20 protein-coding genes are annotated in these 14,506 nt (G+C 65.9%); 8 read left to right on the top strand and 12 right to left on the bottom strand.

The window, feature by feature from the left end:
- Window positions 1-493 precede the first annotated feature (493 nt).
- The 6 genes from D7I44_RS14640 to D7I44_RS14615 are packed head-to-tail and all read right to left on the bottom strand — an operon-like array spanning window position 494 to window position 4,936.
- Window positions 494-820 (bottom strand): CHY zinc finger protein, encoded by a 327-nt coding sequence (locus tag D7I44_RS14640; RefSeq protein ID WP_120790166.1) that lies wholly within the window; start codon window positions 818-820, stop codon window positions 494-496.
- Window positions 817-1,419: an energy-coupling factor transporter transmembrane component T gene (locus tag D7I44_RS14635; RefSeq protein WP_120790165.1), complete on the bottom strand. Its 603-nt coding sequence runs from the start codon at window positions 1,417-1,419 to the stop codon at window positions 817-819. Before D7I44_RS14635 ends, D7I44_RS14640 begins: the two co-directional genes overlap by 4 nt.
- A complete protein-coding gene (locus D7I44_RS14630; RefSeq protein ID WP_120790164.1) occupies window positions 1,413-2,096 on the bottom strand; it encodes an energy-coupling factor ABC transporter ATP-binding protein in 684 nt (227 codons plus the stop codon). Before D7I44_RS14630 ends, D7I44_RS14635 begins: the two co-directional genes overlap by 7 nt.
- Window positions 2,093-3,217, bottom strand: coding sequence for a thiolase family protein (locus D7I44_RS14625; RefSeq protein ID WP_120790163.1), 1,125 nt, complete (start codon window positions 3,215-3,217; stop codon window positions 2,093-2,095). Before D7I44_RS14625 ends, D7I44_RS14630 begins: the two co-directional genes overlap by 4 nt.
- Window positions 3,207-4,298, bottom strand: coding sequence for a class I adenylate-forming enzyme family protein (locus tag D7I44_RS14620; RefSeq protein ID WP_245979695.1), 1,092 nt, complete (start codon window positions 4,296-4,298; stop codon window positions 3,207-3,209). The genes D7I44_RS14625 and D7I44_RS14620 overlap by 11 nt, the downstream gene beginning before the upstream one ends.
- Complete coding sequence (locus tag D7I44_RS14615) at window positions 4,295-4,936, bottom strand: biotin transporter BioY (RefSeq protein ID WP_120790162.1); 642 nt, start codon at window positions 4,934-4,936, stop codon at window positions 4,295-4,297. The genes D7I44_RS14620 and D7I44_RS14615 overlap by 4 nt, the downstream gene beginning before the upstream one ends.
- Window positions 4,937-5,003: 67 nt before the next feature.
- Between D7I44_RS14615 and D7I44_RS14610 the strand changes: the two genes are divergently transcribed.
- The 4 genes from D7I44_RS14610 (at window position 5,004) to D7I44_RS14595 (ending at window position 7,962) form a co-directional block, all read left to right on the top strand.
- A complete protein-coding gene (locus D7I44_RS14610; RefSeq protein ID WP_120790161.1) occupies window positions 5,004-5,603 on the top strand; it encodes a TetR family transcriptional regulator in 600 nt (199 codons plus the stop codon).
- A 330-nt stretch (window positions 5,604-5,933) separates the two neighbouring features.
- Window positions 5,934-6,500 carry a TetR/AcrR family transcriptional regulator gene (locus D7I44_RS14605; RefSeq protein ID WP_120790160.1) on the top strand — a complete coding sequence of 189 codons (567 nt, stop codon included), beginning with the start codon at window positions 5,934-5,936 and terminating at the stop codon, window positions 6,498-6,500.
- A 2-nt stretch (window positions 6,501-6,502) separates the two neighbouring features.
- Window positions 6,503-6,973, top strand: coding sequence for a hypothetical protein (locus tag D7I44_RS14600; RefSeq protein WP_120790159.1), 471 nt, complete (start codon window positions 6,503-6,505; stop codon window positions 6,971-6,973).
- Between the two features lie 248 nt (window positions 6,974-7,221).
- Window positions 7,222-7,962 (top strand): hypothetical protein, encoded by a 741-nt coding sequence (locus D7I44_RS14595; RefSeq protein WP_162940296.1) that lies wholly within the window; start codon window positions 7,222-7,224, stop codon window positions 7,960-7,962.
- A 184-nt stretch (window positions 7,963-8,146) separates the two neighbouring features.
- Here the strand turns inward: D7I44_RS14595 and D7I44_RS14590 are convergent, their stop codons facing one another.
- From D7I44_RS14590 to D7I44_RS14580, 3 genes are all read right to left on the bottom strand, one after another.
- On the bottom strand, window positions 8,147-8,479 hold the full coding sequence (locus tag D7I44_RS14590; RefSeq protein WP_220093782.1) for a DHCW motif cupin fold protein: 333 nt from the start codon (window positions 8,477-8,479) through the stop codon (window positions 8,147-8,149).
- A 134-nt stretch (window positions 8,480-8,613) separates the two neighbouring features.
- A complete protein-coding gene (locus tag D7I44_RS14585; RefSeq protein WP_120790157.1) occupies window positions 8,614-9,060 on the bottom strand; it encodes a DoxX family protein in 447 nt (148 codons plus the stop codon).
- Between the two features lie 17 nt (window positions 9,061-9,077).
- The gene (locus D7I44_RS14580) at window positions 9,078-9,500 is read right to left on the bottom strand and encodes a hypothetical protein (protein ID WP_120790156.1); all 423 of its coding nucleotides are present in this window, start codon (window positions 9,498-9,500) and stop codon (window positions 9,078-9,080) included.
- Between the two features lie 50 nt (window positions 9,501-9,550).
- On the opposite strand from D7I44_RS14580, the gene D7I44_RS14575 reads away from it, so the two are divergent.
- Window positions 9,551-10,183: a MerR family transcriptional regulator gene (locus D7I44_RS14575; protein WP_120790155.1), complete on the top strand. Its 633-nt coding sequence runs from the start codon at window positions 9,551-9,553 to the stop codon at window positions 10,181-10,183.
- Between the two features lie 86 nt (window positions 10,184-10,269).
- Here D7I44_RS14575 and D7I44_RS14570 read toward each other — a convergent pair whose 3' ends face one another.
- The gene (locus D7I44_RS14570; RefSeq protein WP_220093781.1) at window positions 10,270-10,893 is read right to left on the bottom strand and encodes a DJ-1/PfpI family protein; all 624 of its coding nucleotides are present in this window, start codon (window positions 10,891-10,893) and stop codon (window positions 10,270-10,272) included.
- Window positions 10,894-10,903: 10 nt separating this feature from the next.
- On the opposite strand from D7I44_RS14570, the gene D7I44_RS14565 reads away from it, so the two are divergent.
- A complete protein-coding gene (locus D7I44_RS14565) occupies window positions 10,904-11,863 on the top strand; it encodes a GlxA family transcriptional regulator (RefSeq protein WP_120790153.1) in 960 nt (319 codons plus the stop codon).
- Between the two features lie 78 nt (window positions 11,864-11,941).
- Here the strand turns inward: D7I44_RS14565 and D7I44_RS14560 are convergent, their stop codons facing one another.
- Entirely contained in the window at window positions 11,942-12,532 is a 591-nt protein-coding gene (locus D7I44_RS14560; protein WP_162940295.1) for a TetR/AcrR family transcriptional regulator, read from the bottom strand.
- Between the two features lie 143 nt (window positions 12,533-12,675).
- On the opposite strand from D7I44_RS14560, the gene D7I44_RS14555 reads away from it, so the two are divergent.
- Window positions 12,676-13,035, top strand: coding sequence for a nuclear transport factor 2 family protein (locus D7I44_RS14555; RefSeq protein ID WP_120790151.1), 360 nt, complete (start codon window positions 12,676-12,678; stop codon window positions 13,033-13,035).
- Here D7I44_RS14555 and D7I44_RS14550 read toward each other — a convergent pair.
- Complete coding sequence (locus D7I44_RS14550; protein WP_120790150.1) at window positions 13,012-13,479, bottom strand: winged helix-turn-helix transcriptional regulator; 468 nt, start codon at window positions 13,477-13,479, stop codon at window positions 13,012-13,014. The two genes, D7I44_RS14555 and D7I44_RS14550, sit on opposite strands and share 24 nt — an antisense overlap.
- A 78-nt stretch (window positions 13,480-13,557) precedes the next feature.
- Here D7I44_RS14550 and D7I44_RS14545 point away from each other — a divergent pair, with 78 nt between their 5' ends.
- Window positions 13,558-14,481, top strand: coding sequence for an NADP-dependent oxidoreductase (locus D7I44_RS14545; RefSeq protein ID WP_120790986.1), 924 nt, complete (start codon window positions 13,558-13,560; stop codon window positions 14,479-14,481).
- The last annotated feature ends 25 nt before the right edge of the window (window positions 14,482-14,506 follow it).

Here is a 14,506-nt window from a genome sequence, read left to right as displayed (position 1 = left end):
ACCGTGTCTCCGATCGCGGCTCTGATGCTGTCGTGCAGCTCGACCTCCCGCGGTCCGCGCACGGTGCCGTCCAGGAACAGGTCGGTCCGCGCCCGCACGTTCGACGCCGTGACCGACTCGTTCGAGTCGGTGACCAGCACGGTCGCCTTCCCGGCGAGCAGGTCCGCCTCCACGCGGTGTCCGTCATCTGTTCGGTCTCGGCGCCCTGGACGCGGCCGTGGTCGATGTAGGTGTCGATGACCTGCGACCGTGGCGCAAGCCAAGGGAGGAGGTCTTCTCCCACGGTTTGTCGAAACGATGGGCATCGGCGAGCTCGGGCGTCGTCGCCGCCGTACGCGAGCAGCGAGAACGCGCCGCCGGCGGCGACGGCCTGGAGTTGCGCGTAGTCCTCGTCCTGCTCGACGCATGCCGGGTACGACCCTCGGTGACTTGTCGGCGGGGTGCTGGTGCGAGCTGTGGCACGTGGGCACCCAGCGCTGCGGTTTGACAAACGTCAGGTCTGGAAGTAGAAGTCCGTGTGGAGTTTGCAGCCCGGGTTGAAGGGTGCGGCGCAGGCCGGGCAGGCCTCTGTGTCGAGGTATTCGGTGACGGTCAGCTGGCGTCCGCAGACGCCGCAGAGCACCGCCTGCTCGCCGCGAGATTCGATCGGCCATTGTTCCGTGTCGTGGTCGGCGGTCTCGGCGTGGCAGAGGTGGCAGGGGTAGAACTCCTGGCAGCACGCGAACTTGATCGCGATCACGTCGAGCGGCGTGTGGTAATGGATGCAGCGCGTCTCCTGATCGACGACGGAGCCGAGGACGCGCGGCCGTGCGTCGCTCATCGCACACCCCGGGCGGTGAGCGCGTCTCCGAACTCGTCCGCGTGTTTGAGCGCCACGACGAGGAAGGGGACGACGAACAAGCGCAGGCTGGCCCGTGTGCCGCGGGCACGCTGGGCATCACGGACCTCGCCGGCGAGCCGAGCCAGCACCGGGATGGTGTTCAATGTCACTGTCAGCAGCAGGGCGACCCGTTGAGGATCGACGCGAAGCCGCTGCAGGGGATGGAGGCCACGCTCGACTGCGTGCAGCAGTGCGCTCACCCGCGTCGTGATGACCAGCAGTGCGGCGATCACGACCGCCGCGACGACCCGGGAGGCGTTGGCGACCGCTTGCTCCGGGCCGAGGAACACCAGCTGACCGGCGAGGGTGATCGCGACGACCCAGCGCACGCTGCGCACCTGACGGCCGAGCTCGCGCATGCCGTCACCGAGACCGGCCATGGCGTAGGCGAGGATGGTCACCGCCGCAGCGGCCCCCGCCGCCCACCACACCGCGGGGAGCAGTGAAACGCCGAGAACGACAGCAAGCAGGAGAAGAACCTTGGGACCGGCAGGCATGCGGTGCAGCCGGCCGTTGCCGGGACGGTACAGGGTCAGCATCGCAGCTTCGCCTCATACTCGGCGATGATCGCGGCCGGCTTGCCGACCGCCGTCAACCGACCTTCCGCGAACAGCACCGCCACATCGCAGCGCCTCGCCAGCGCGAGGTCGTGGCTCACCAGCACCAAACGGTGGCCCGTGTCCTTGAACAGGTGATCGGCTACGCGCCCGGCGTTGCGGGCGTCCAGGTACGCGGTCGGCTCGTCGGCGATCACCAGCTCCGGCTCGCGCACGAACGCGCCACACAGCGCAAGCAGCTGCTTCTGACCGCCCGAGAGATCGTGCGACGGATGGTCGGCCAGCGCCGTCAGGCCGAACCGCTCGAGCGCGACCGCCACCCGTTCCCGGATCTCGTCGGAACGCAGCCGGTCGGCGCGCAGCGAGAACGCGACGTCCTCGGCCACCGTCGGCATGACGATCTGGGCATCCGGGTTGCTGAACACGACCGCGACCCGTCGCCGCAGTTCGCCCGCCCGGTTGGCGGGGTTGAGCCCCAGAACGCTCAGCTCGCCGGCAGTGTGGCCGACGAGGCCGCCGAGCAGCCGTGCGAACGTGGACTTGCCGGAGCCGTTCTCACCCACGACCGCGACGGTGCGCGCATCCACGTCAAGGGATACCTCACGCAGCACGTCGACGTCTCCGAGGCGCACCCACACGTCGTTGAGGCGGATGCTCATCGCGCCACCTCCAGCACCGCGGCGATCCCGAGGCCGCCGCCGACCGATGCGGCGGCGACGCCGAGGGTTCCGGCCGGGGTCGAGGTTCGCACGAGCCGGCTGAACAGTCGCACGACGGCGACGGCCCCGCTCGCGCCCCAGGGATGTCCCAGCGCGAGGGCACCGCCGTCGGCGCAGACCCGCGAGTCGTCGTCCGCGAGGCCGAGCCGATTCAGCACGGCGAGGCTCTGCGCGGCGAACGCTTCCACGATCTCGAACGCGGCGACGTCGCTGACCGTCGCGCCGGCGGAGAGCAGGGCGGCCTCGATGGCGGGTGCGGCGCCGATGCCGGGAAGCGCGGGGTCACAGCCGATCACGGCAGCCGCTCGAACCACGAGTCCGGGTGCCGCGCCCGCGGGCGCCACGACCACGGCGGCGGCACCGTCGCCGATGCGCGTGGCGGTGCCTGCAGAGACCGTCCCACCGTCGAAGAGCGCTGGAAACCGCGAAAGGAACGGCTCTGCCGCACCGATCGCGTCGTCACGGTCGAGTCCGGCCAGCGGCACCAGCTCGGCGTCGAACCGCCCCGCGATCAAGGCCGCCCGTGCACGCGAGTGGCTGCGAGCGGCGTACTCGTCCTGCCGCTCACGCGTGATCCCATCGTGCACGGCGAGATCCTCTGCCGCTCGCGTCATCCCGGGATCGGCGAACCCTGCCGGGGCGAACGGTGCACGGTCGTAGGCGACACCGCCGATGGAACGGACCGGAGCAGTGGATGCGCTCTCGACACCGCCGGCCACTCGCGGTCGCTCGTCCCCGGCGCGGATCGCGGTCGCCGCATCCAGCACCGCCGCGAGCCCACTGCCGCACTGGCGGTCGACAGTGCCACCGGGGACCTCCATCCCGAGCCCCGAGGCCAGAGCAGCCACCCGGCCCAGGTTGCCGCCGGGACCCATGCAGTTGCCCAGCAGAACCTCCGCCACCCCGATCGGCGCCCCGATCGCCGCTTCCGCGTCGGCCAGAGCAGCACGGATCGCCGCCGCGGCCAGATCCTCGACGCGCACGGAGGCGAGCGCCCGCCCGCGCGTGCCGATAGCTGTGCGGCGGGCAGCGATGATGACCGGATCGCGATCAGACGTCAAGACGGGACACCTCCCCGGCCAGCGCGCGGCGCGCGGCCTCGGCTCGCGCGGGCTTCCCCGATGCCGTGCGCGGAAGGTGTCCGGCGAACCAGCGCCTCGGCCGGTGCGCGGGAGCCAGACGCGCGACCGCCGCGCGGCGAAGCTCCGTGGCCGCGTCGCCGTCCAGCTCCACGAACGCCGCGACCAGCGCACCGACCGGTGCGCGGGGCATTCCGAACACGATCGCGTCGCGAACGCCGGGAACCGAGCGCAGCACGGCCTCGACCTCCTCTGGAACGATCGTCGCGGATGCGCTCAGGATCGCATCGTCAGCCCGGCCGAGCAGCCGCAGTCGCCCGTCAACGAGTTCCGCCCGATCACCGACCGTCGCCCACGCGCCGTCCCGACGCCACGGACCGTCGGCGCCGGCGTACCCCGACGCGATGAACGGAGAACGCACCCACAGCTCGCCGGCCCGGATGCTCAGCTCCGCGCCGGGGAACGCTCTCAGACCGTCGCCCTCATCCACGGCGACGAATGACAGCTCGGCAGCGCCGTAGTACGCGGTCACGCGGATGCCGGCGGCCTCCGCACGTTCACGAAGAGCCGGGTCGAGAGGAGATCCGCCGACCAGCGCCGCGCGCAGGCGTGAGGGTGCGCCAGCATCGAGCACGGCGCGCAACGCCTGCGGGGTGCCATGCAGACAATGGGCATCGGAGTTCGACGCGACCCCCAGAAGCGGACGAGGTCCGCCCCCAAGTGCGTGCGCGAGCGAGAACAGGGTGAGTGACGCAGCAGGAGGCGCGGGGAGCAACACGGCATCGTCCGGACCGGCCCCGAGATACCCCGCCACGGCTTCGAACGACTCAGCCCACGATGACGCGCTGCGCAGCACGATGCGCGGCGATCCGCTACTACCCGATGTGAGCGTCGCCCAGGCGATATCGTCAGTGAGCTGCATGCCGGCCGAGGCCGCGCGCACGGTTTCCCACATCGCGCTCGGCCAGCGGTCGTCGCCGACCAGCGGGACGTCGCCGGCCGCGCGGATCTCGCGCAGAGCGTCGAGCAGCCCAGTCGTGGAGCCGCTGAGCGGAACGATCACGACACGACGGCGTGATCAGTTTCAGAGATGGTCGCAGGCTTCTCCGCCCATACCCGACGGAACGCCCGCGGATAGGCCCGCACCAGGGTCATCACCACGGCCGTGGCGAGCACCGCCTTCACCAGGTCGCCCGGGACGAACACCAAGCTCGTCAGCGCCGTCTCTGCCAACGGCAGGCGCGTCACCGCACTCTGCACCGGGATGCCCACTGCGTAGATCGCCAGGATCCCGCCGACCACCACGCCCACGAATGTCCGCCACAGCACCGGTTTGCGGCCGCCCGCATGCACGATGAGGCCGATCACGAATGCGCCGAGAATCCAGCCGAGCGCAAACCCGGCGGACGGGCCGACGAAGACCCCGATGCCACCGCGACCACCCGCGAGCAGAGGAAGCCCGACCGCCACGAGGGCCATCAGGACGGTCATCGACAATGCGCCGAGCCACGGTCCGAGAATGGCGCCGGCGAGCATCACGCCCAGGGTCTGCGCCGTGATCGGCACGGCGCCCAGCACGGTGAAGCCGCCGGGTAGGCCCAGCACGGCCACGATCGCTGCGAAAACAGCCACCCGTGCGAGGTCGGTCGCGTCCAACCGGCGGAAACGAGGCCGGCGGGCCGGCGCAGGGTGAGTGGTCATGGCGGCTCCTTTAGTAGCGGTACACCTGAACGGTGTTCACTAGAACGTCGTTCAGTATAGTTATGCCATGACCGGATCCGAAAACGGACGCAGGCACACCCGCGACGACGTCGCACGCACCGCCTTACGCATCCTGGACGACTACGGCCTCCCCGACCTCACCATGCGGCGTCTCGCGAGCGCGCTCGACGTGCAGCCCAGCGCGCTCTACTGGCACTTCTCCAACAAGCAGAGCCTTCTCGCAGAACTGGCGGACCGCATCGTGACCCGCGCAACGGTCCCGGGCCCCGCCCCCGGCGGCGCCGCGCGAGTCCACGCCGAGGCTGCCGCGCTCCGAGATGCACTGCTCGCGTATCGCGACGGAGCCGAGGTGGTGGCCAGCACGCTCGCGCTCGGCCTGGGATCAACTGTCGCGCACGACAGGCTCGCGGCCGCGATCGCCGCCGACGGCTTCGATCCGAACACCGCCCGACGTGCGGCGTCCACGCTGCTGCACTTCATACTCGGACATGTCTCGCATGAGCAACAGCGGATGCAGTACGACAGCCTCGGCGTGCTCGCCGACCACACCGGCTCCCTCCGCGACGAGGACGACCCGGCGGCCGAATACGCCTTCGGCGTGGGTCTCCTGGTGTCCGGCCTAGAGTTGAGCCGCTCCCCCGCGTGACACACGCGAACCTCTCCCGATGCGCACTCGGCTGACAACGCGACGGCCGACTACGAATCCCTCCCCCGTAAGCCGCATGATGCATGCCGCATGCCGCATGCCGACCAAACGTCATTACAAGGGCAAGGCTTCGCGCGGGCGAACAAGGTGATCGGGACGTAGAGCGTGCGCGGTGATCGCGATACGTGCTTTACACCGTCCCGTCGAGACGGCCGGAGCACCCTGCAATGACCAGGCCAGCATCGAGTTCATGAGTGGGCCACGGCCGGGCCTACGAGCCCGGCTTGCAAAGCATAACTAACACTGTTAGTTTATGCGTCTGGGGGTGACATGTCACGCAGGGCACGAATCGACCGCGGCGGAATAGTCAGTGCCGCGCTGGAGCTGTTGGACGAAGAGGGTCTGGCGGGCCTTTCGATGCGCGCGCTGGGCTCGCGGCTCGGGGTGCAGGCGGCGTCGTTGTACAACCATGTTTCAGGCAAGCCCGAGTTGCAGCAGCTCATCGCAGACGAGGTGTGGGCCGGCGTCATCGGCGCTCTGGATCAGGGTCTGCCGTGGCGGCCCTTGTTCGAGCAGCTCGCATCCGGCGTACGCGCGGGGCTGCGCGCCCACCCGGGTGCTGCCCAGGTGCTGGCCGTCACCAACGTATCGGCGGAGGTCTACCGCCCGGCCATCCCGATCATTACGCAGGCATTCGCCGCGCTCGGAGTCGGGAAGCAGGACGCGCTGCTCGCGATCTCCTCGCTCAGCGTGCTCGTGATCGGCCTCGCCGGTGCCGAGTTCGGCGACGTGCCCCACTCCCCGGTCGCGCGACCGGATTACTACGACGACTGGTTCGAGCTCGCTGTCGGGACGTTCCTCGACGGCGTCGCCGCTCGCCTCATCACAGGAATCTGAGCATGCTCATCACCGCCATCACTCTCGTCGTCCTCGCCGACGCGTATTTCGTGATCACGACCCTCGTCGACTTGCACCCCCTGAACAACGTCACCGCAGCGACCTCCAACGAGCGCCGCACCGAGGTGCTCGTCAACGCCCCGATCATGCTGCTGCCGGCGATCCTGTTGGCGACCGCCGGGGAGCTACGCTTGCCGTGGCTCGGGATGATCGGAAGCGCGATCGAGCTGGTGATCGCGCTCAGCGGGCTCGCCCTGTGGTGGTTGCCCTACGTGGCCGGAGTCACGGTGCCCTGGGCCACTGCAGGCGCAGGCAGCAGTTGGAAAGAGATGCACGCGCGCACCTATGCGCATACCGTGATCATCCTGCCCAGGATCGGTGACCGGCCCCGACCCAACCTCGAGCACATGATCCTTCATGCGCTGGTCCTCGCTGCGGCCATCATCGGATTCATCGCCACCGGCCAGCTCTAATAGCGCGGGAAGCGACCCTCGGATGCCCCACAGGAACGCGCCATTCACGATGACGATCACGCCTTCCGGTGTCTCACCTCACGTGATGTGGGACGCTATCGCCAGCCGCGAGTGGTCATCGGTCAACTGAAAATGACGCATTCTCGACCACCGGTCGGGAGGTATTCGGTCGCGGCCACCTGCCAGCATGCGTTCAGCTCCGGATAGCCGAGCAGGTACGGACATCACCTCGCCTGTAGAGTCTCCGCGTGAGGATCGAGCCGATGCATGGTGCACCCCGAGACGAGAAAGCATTGGCGGCGTTTCTTGATCAGGGCTGGCCGGCGTTCATATCTGCTGACGCTGTCGCTGCGCAGTACCTTCCGAGCGTCAGGGAGCGTTTCGCCGATCTTGAGCTGCTCGTTGTGGATGGCGACCGATATGTGGGTGCCGGTTGGGCTGTTCCGATCGTCTGGGACGGGAGTGCTGGCTCGTTGCCCGAGGGATATTCGGACAGCCTGCGTCGTTCCGTGACGGAAGAGACAGCGCACACGCCGAACACGCTCGTGGTGTGCGCGGCCCAGATCGACCAAGCCGAGCAGGGGCGGGGCATCGCGGCAGATCTTCTGCGCGCGTTCCGAGAGCAAGCAGTGGCTCGTGGCTTGGAGTATCTGATCGTCCCGTTGCGCCCCACGCTCAAACACCGGTATCCGCTCACCGCGATTGCAGACTATGCAGCGTGGATCCGAGCAGACGGTGCACCCTTCGATCCGTGGCTGAGAACCCATTGGCGGATGGGTGCGCGCGTCCTCGCCACAGCAGCGCAGTCGCAGACCATGACGGGAACCATCGCCGAGTGGGAAGACTGGACCGGAATGACGCTCCCGGATGCCGGCGACTACATCATCCCCGGCGGACTCGCACCTCTTCGTATCGACGACAACGGAAACGGCACCTATGTTGAACCCAACATCTGGGTCCAACATCCGTTGGACACCCCCGCTCACTAACCACCGGGGGTCTGTCCGATAAAGGGACTGTCTGATTCTCGCTGTTTCTGGATCGGACTGACCGAAAGGAACGGCGTGCGCGCCTCCGTCCGCGTTGCGTCAATTCCGATCTCCTGCGACGTGGAACATTCAAGTCGCCCAAACACATGGTCGACCTCAAGCCAGGAATCCGCATTGACAGTTCTTAGTCCACGATGAAGAGCGTTGCACCCCTGGCGGTGCTCGACCGGTGTGCTTCCATATTGCTCGCCACTTCATAACTCTGTCCGGCAGTCAGATGGATCACGCGACCGTCGTCGAGTTCGGTGCGAAGTTCGCCACCTGTCACGAGGAGAATGTGACCTCGCGTGCACCAGTGATCCGCAACATAACCTGGGGTATATTCCACCATTCGGATTCGAACCGCACCGATCTGTTTTGTGCGCCACAGGGCAAAGCCCGCCGACCCGGCATGCTCGGTGGGGTCGATGGCAGTCCAATCTGTTGTCGTGAACGGATGACCGACATCGATCACCATGGAGCCTCCCTATGTATTGACGGTTGCATGGCGCCTAGGCCGTCTCAAAATGTTGCGATCATACTGCCAGTGGCTTCGACCTCGTCGGGGGTCGGATCGGGTAGATGCTCCGTGACCAATGTGACCGCCAACGCTCAGCCACCCACGATGACCAGGATGACTGCTGCGATAAACACCAGTTGATAGATGATGCGCGGCATGAGCGCGGTGTGGGGTGCGTCGGGGTGGCGTCGGGCACCCGCGGCATAGATGTTTGCGGGGAACATGGCGATCAGCAGCAGGCCGAGGCAGACGGCGGCGAGCACTCTGGTCTGCGGGATAAGCAGTCCAATCGCGCCGACGATCTCGAGAATACCGGTCACGGACACGACCAACGCCGGCGCCGGGATCACGGGCGGGACGATGGCGATGAATCCTGCCCGCCGTCGGGGAACGAAATGGGTGATCGACGTCATGATGAACATCGCGGCCAGCCCATAGGCGGTCGCGGACGGCCAGGAGTCGATCACCGGGAGTCCGCTGATCCACCCGACGAGCCGGGTAAGTGCACTGATGACGATCAGGACGATGAGTGGCGCCACGGCGAAAAGCTCCCCCTTCAGAATGCGGCAAGTCCGGCGGCCAGGATGCCGATGCCCGCGACGATCAAGCCCGCCGTGACGCATCCGACCCCTGCCCACAGCAGGACGACCAAACGGTTGGGCCCCGCGGGGTCACGACCAATGACGGAGAGAAAGAATCCGGCAGGCATCAGGATCGCCGCGGCTGGCACCCCGTACCGGGCGATCACGTCCCACGCCCCCGACAACTTCGCTGAGTCCACGACGGAGAGGATCACTACCGACAGGACGAGCAGCACGGCGGCGTGGGCATGTCCGGCTCGGAAGAAGCTCTTCTGCAGCGTGTTGGCCGGAACGCCGCCCCGGACAACCCGGGTGAGGAATACACCGCCAGATTCCACGGTCACCAAGGCAAGCAGCAGGATGCCGATGACGACAAGGGACTGAGAATGGATAGCCATAGTCTCCAACTATAGATAGTTGTAGAATCTAGTGTCAACGGAGGTCACTCATGCGCGTGTCAAAACTCGTCGAACGGTCGGGGGTCCCGCTCGCGACGATCAAGTACTACATCCGCGAGGGCGTGCTCATGCCCGGCGAGACGACCAGCGCCACACAGGCCACCTATGGTGAACACCACCTGCGTCGCCTGGCACTCATTCGCGCCCTCACCGATATCGTTGGCCTCTCCGTACAGAAGACGGCCGAGGTGATCCGTCTCATCGAAACGCCGGGTGATGACCTTTTCCTCGCCCTCGGTGCCGCCATTGGCGCACTTCCGCCCTACGACGACTCGGACGGCGACGAACAACGCGACTACCCGCTAGCCCGCGCCGTACTGGAACGAAACGGCCAGGTGTACGATCCCGACTACCCCGCCGTCGCTCAGCTCGAACGAGCTCTCACGGCCGCGTCCGCTGCCGGATTCCCCATTGACGATGATCGCCTCGACCACTACGCCGCACACACCCGGGCCATCGCCTACTACGACCTCGATCACGCGCCGGAAGGGCCAGCGCGAGCCACAATCGAATACGCAGTCCTAGGCACCGCGCTCAACGAACCCGTCATCGCCGCCCTACGCCGACTCGCCCACCAAGACCTCGCCCTCGGCCGGTTCAGTGCGAATATCCCCGCCAGCTGAGGGCCGTACCTGACGATAGACGCATCGGCAACCTCACAACCGCTTCGTCGGCGCAGGGGCTGTCCGATAGATGGCGCGCTCGGCTCTCATGCCACATAAGGCGGATATTCCAGGGTGGCTGCGGCTAGCTCGGCGGCATCCTCACCGCAGAATCGTCTGATGAGATGTAGTCCCAGATCCAACCCCGATGTGAGTGCACCAGCGGTGATGACTCTGCCATCGTCCACCACCCTGTCGTCGACCACTTCACCGACGAGCGGTTCGAACTCGCTGAAGCAACTTCGGTTCGTGGTGGCACGATGCTCGCGCAGGAGACCGGCGTGAGCCAAGATCATCCCACCGGTGCAGACAGATGCGATCCAATCAACTTGGAGTTCGGCATTGGTCAGTGCTCGTGCAATTACCCCATTCTGGGCCTCCGCCCATGCTCCACGCTCTGCGCGGTTGAGCCAACCGCCCCCTGGCACGATTACACCGTCAGGACGAGGCTTGCCGGGATCGAGCAGAGCGAGGCCGACGTTGAGGCTTACACCACGTTGAGATGTGATGACACCGGCCCCGTGTGCGGCTGCCAGCTCAACTTCTGCTCCTCCAGCCGCCAGTGCCTCAAAGGGGCCGAAAACATCGATCTCGTCAAAGCCGTCGAAGACGGCGATCTGCACGCGCATATGACCAGATAACCGTGAGGTGCTCGGAGAAGGAACTGGCATAGTTGCCACTATGCAACAAGATCTCGCCAACCCGCGCCGCGTTGTTGTCCTTGCGCTGCAACCCGTCGTGATGTTCGATCTGTCCATCCCGCTGCTCATATTCGGGCGAGACGGCTACGAAGTGCGCGTGGCAACCGAGAACACGGGGGTGATCGCCACGACGAACGGCGTGAGCATCCAGGTCGAGTGCGGGTTGGACGCGCTCGAAACAGCGGACACTGTGCTCGTGCCCGGCTTCGGCCGCGCGACAGAACTGTCGACCGCTGAGCTGTCTGCTCTGCGATCCGCGCGAGATAGAGGCACAAGAATGGTGTCGATCTGCACCGGAGCGTTCGCACTTGCAGCAGCTGGGATCCTCGACGGCGTGGAAGCAACAACACACTGGGCGCACGCTGCCGAACTCGCTCGGCGGTATCCGAATGTCTACGTCAACCCTGATGCGCTTTATGTGGATCACGGTGATGTGATCACCAGCGCCGGCGTCACCGCGGGTATTGACTTGTGCCTGCATCTAGTGGAATCCGACCTCGGAGCCGGTGCGTCCTTAGATGCAGCCCGAGCGATCGTTGCCCCTCTGCGACGAGAGGGCGGCCAAGCACAGTACAGGCCAAGCCCGGTCGTGCCGGACTCTGATCAACTGCATTCAGTACTGAACTGGGCTACCGGTCACCTCGACCATGATCTGACGAGCGCAGTCCTGTCCCGGCGTGCTCACTTGTCGACTCGCACCTTCCATCGACGGTGCGTCGAGCTGACGGGACTGCCACCAGGCGAGTGGGTCACCCGTCAGCGCCTGGCATATGCACGACGTCTCCTGGAGGATCCCACTCTGTCCATCGACGAGGTGGCGATCCGGTCCGGGATCGGTTCGGCGAATAATCTGCGCCATCACTTCCGCCGCGCGTTGGCCACCACGCCGAGCCGATATCGCAACGCGTTCTTCAGAGAACCCGAGAACGTTCCCGCGTGAGCTGGATGCCGCCACCTGTGAAACGAGCCCCTGCCAACCCTCATTCGGATCGGCGACATCCCTGAGATCATCGGAATGCTAGGTCGTCCGGTCCGAACGACGGGGCTGAGAGAAGAGCATCGCATCCTTATGGACGCGGAGACCGTCGAGCATGGTGACGATCTCGTACAGCACCGCCTTCCTTACCCCCACCGGGTCCGGCGATCGTGCGACGACAACCGCCGCCTCACACAATGCCCCAAGGAGGAGCCTGGATCTCACCGAGCTGTCTCCTTCGCGCATTTGACCCGCTTCCTGCAGCCTGCGTAGTGCGTCGGTGAGCAGGGCGCCAACGTATTCATCCTCGACCACTCTGGCCTGATCGCGGCCGAGAATGGCGGGGCCGTCGAATACGATGATCCGACCGATCGACGTGCGCTGGCATTCCCGGATGAAAGCGTCGATGCCTGCGATGAGTCCGTCCCAGCCGTCACCTGCGTCCGCAGCTGAGTCTGTCAGCGTGGCCACCAGTTGCTGCTGCGCCTGGACGAAGACCGCTCGAAAGAGTGCCGATTTGTCGGTGAAGTGATGGTAGAGCGCGCCCTTGGTCATTCCAGCGCGCGCGGCGATGTCATCGGTCGAGACCGCTGCGTACCCTTCGTCGCCGAACATCTGTGCTGCGACGTTCACCAGCCGGGCCGCTGTACTCTCCGAGCGCTCTCGCTGACTGCGCGGGGTTCTCAAAAAAGACCTCCTTGACGGGGCAGGATTGCATTGATAGCTTACATACTCCAAGTACATACTTGAAGTATGTAGAGAGGAAAGGATATCTCATGACCGATTTTGTCGACCGGTGGGCGGCCTTCTGGGCGGCCCCCAACCCCGATGGGGTGGAGACCATTGCAGATGAGGGCATCGTGCTGCGGTACCCGGGAGTTCCCGAACCGATGACCGGTGTCGACGCATGGAAGGAACGTGTCGCTTCCATCGTCGAACGGTTTCCCGATGTGCGCCTCGATGTGACCTATCACGCGACCGTCGATGATCTCTGCTTCATCAGCTGGCGGGCGTCCGCCACAAGTCAGGGCAGGGCCATCTCATGGGAAGGGACTGATCGGATGCTGCTCAGAAACGGCCGCGTCATCGACTCGATGGTTGCGTTCGACACCTCAGGCTTCCGCCCGGCTGCCTGAATGGGAGTCGCGGCGCTCGCGGACCGCGGGCGCCGCGATCCCCGGCCCCCCGCTAAGCGCGTCATAGTCAGCGCGCGCCTCGAGAACGGCCCCCATATGAGTTTCAGACCACGCCTTGATCGCCGCCATGAGCGGGAGCAGCGTGCGTCCCAGCGCCGTGAGTTCATAGTCGGTGCGAACCGGGACGGAGGGCGTGAGGCGCCGCTCCACGATGCCATCCCGTTCGAGGGCGCGCAGGGTCTGGGTGAGCATCTTCTGGCTGACTCCGGCGAGTTTCCGGGCGAGTTCGCTGTAGCGCATTGGCCCGTCGGAGAGAGCGTTTATGGCGAGACTGACCCATTTGTCGGCGATGCGATCGAGCAGTTTTCGCGAAGGACATTCGGAGAGATAGGCGTTGAACTGCTGGCGTTGCTCGTCCCGAACCGCTGCAGCGCTCTTGGACACAACACTCTCCTTTCAGTGCATACGGCACTTGTGGGTGCCTTCTTCCTATTGGAGGGTAGTTTATTTATCGTCGAGCAGATGAAGGCAGTGCAGATCAGATCGTTCGGTGGTATCGATGTACTCGAACTCCGCGAGGTGGATGTTCCCCATCCTGGCCCCGGTCAGCTTAGGATTCGCGTGGAGGCCGCAGCAGTAAATCCTGTGGATATTCAGACCCGCTCGGGCGCCCTCGCTCAAGCCTGTGTGATGCTTCCCCGCCCCCACATCGGCCTGGGGTGGGATGTAGCCGGAGTCGTGGACCACGTCGGCGCCGGGGGTCGTTCGGACCTCACAGTCGGTGACCGGGTCATCGCCTTGTCGGATCGGCTCATGCAGCCACTCAAGGGTCAGGCTGACTTCGTGGTCGTCGATTCTTCACATGCAGCGCGGATTCCGATCGACGCCGACCCCGTCGCCCTGAGCACTCTGCCGCTTAGCGGCCTGACGGCGCTTCAAGCGCTCGACTACGCCGACATGGCGCCAGGACAGACTTTGCTCGTCACCGGAGCGGCCGGTTCGGTCGGCGGCTACGTCCTGCAGTTGGCGCAGAGGATCGGCCTCCAGGTGATCGCAACAGCACGAGCACATGACGAGACGCTCGTGCGTGCGCTCGGGGCGCACGAATTCGTCCCGAGTAATGAAGACCTCGCGGAAGAAACGCGACGCCTAACGTCGGGCGGCGCTGATGCCGTTGTGGACGCGGCGTCACTTGGCCTCGCAGCACTCGACGCGGTGAGAGGCAGCGGGACGTTCATCTCGCTTTCCGGACCCGGACCCATCCCGCTGCGTGGCACCCAAGTACGAAGCGTGTGGATCCGCGCCGACGGCGGACAACTCGCTCGACTCGTCGACGCGGATCTCACGCACCGGGTTGCTGGAACACATCCGTTGGAGCACGTCGGCGCCGTACACGAGCGCATGCAGGTAGGCGGGGAACGCGGAAGACACGTCCTGCTGCCCTGAGGCAGACCGTCATGAGCCCCACCGG

Origin of the sequence: Gryllotalpicola protaetiae (assembly GCF_003627055.1) — a bacterium.
In the GTDB taxonomy this organism is placed as follows: domain Bacteria; phylum Actinomycetota; class Actinomycetes; order Actinomycetales; family Microbacteriaceae; genus Gryllotalpicola; species Gryllotalpicola protaetiae.
Note: the sequence above shows the minus strand (reverse complement) of the source record. Positions and strands in the feature narration are given on the sequence as shown.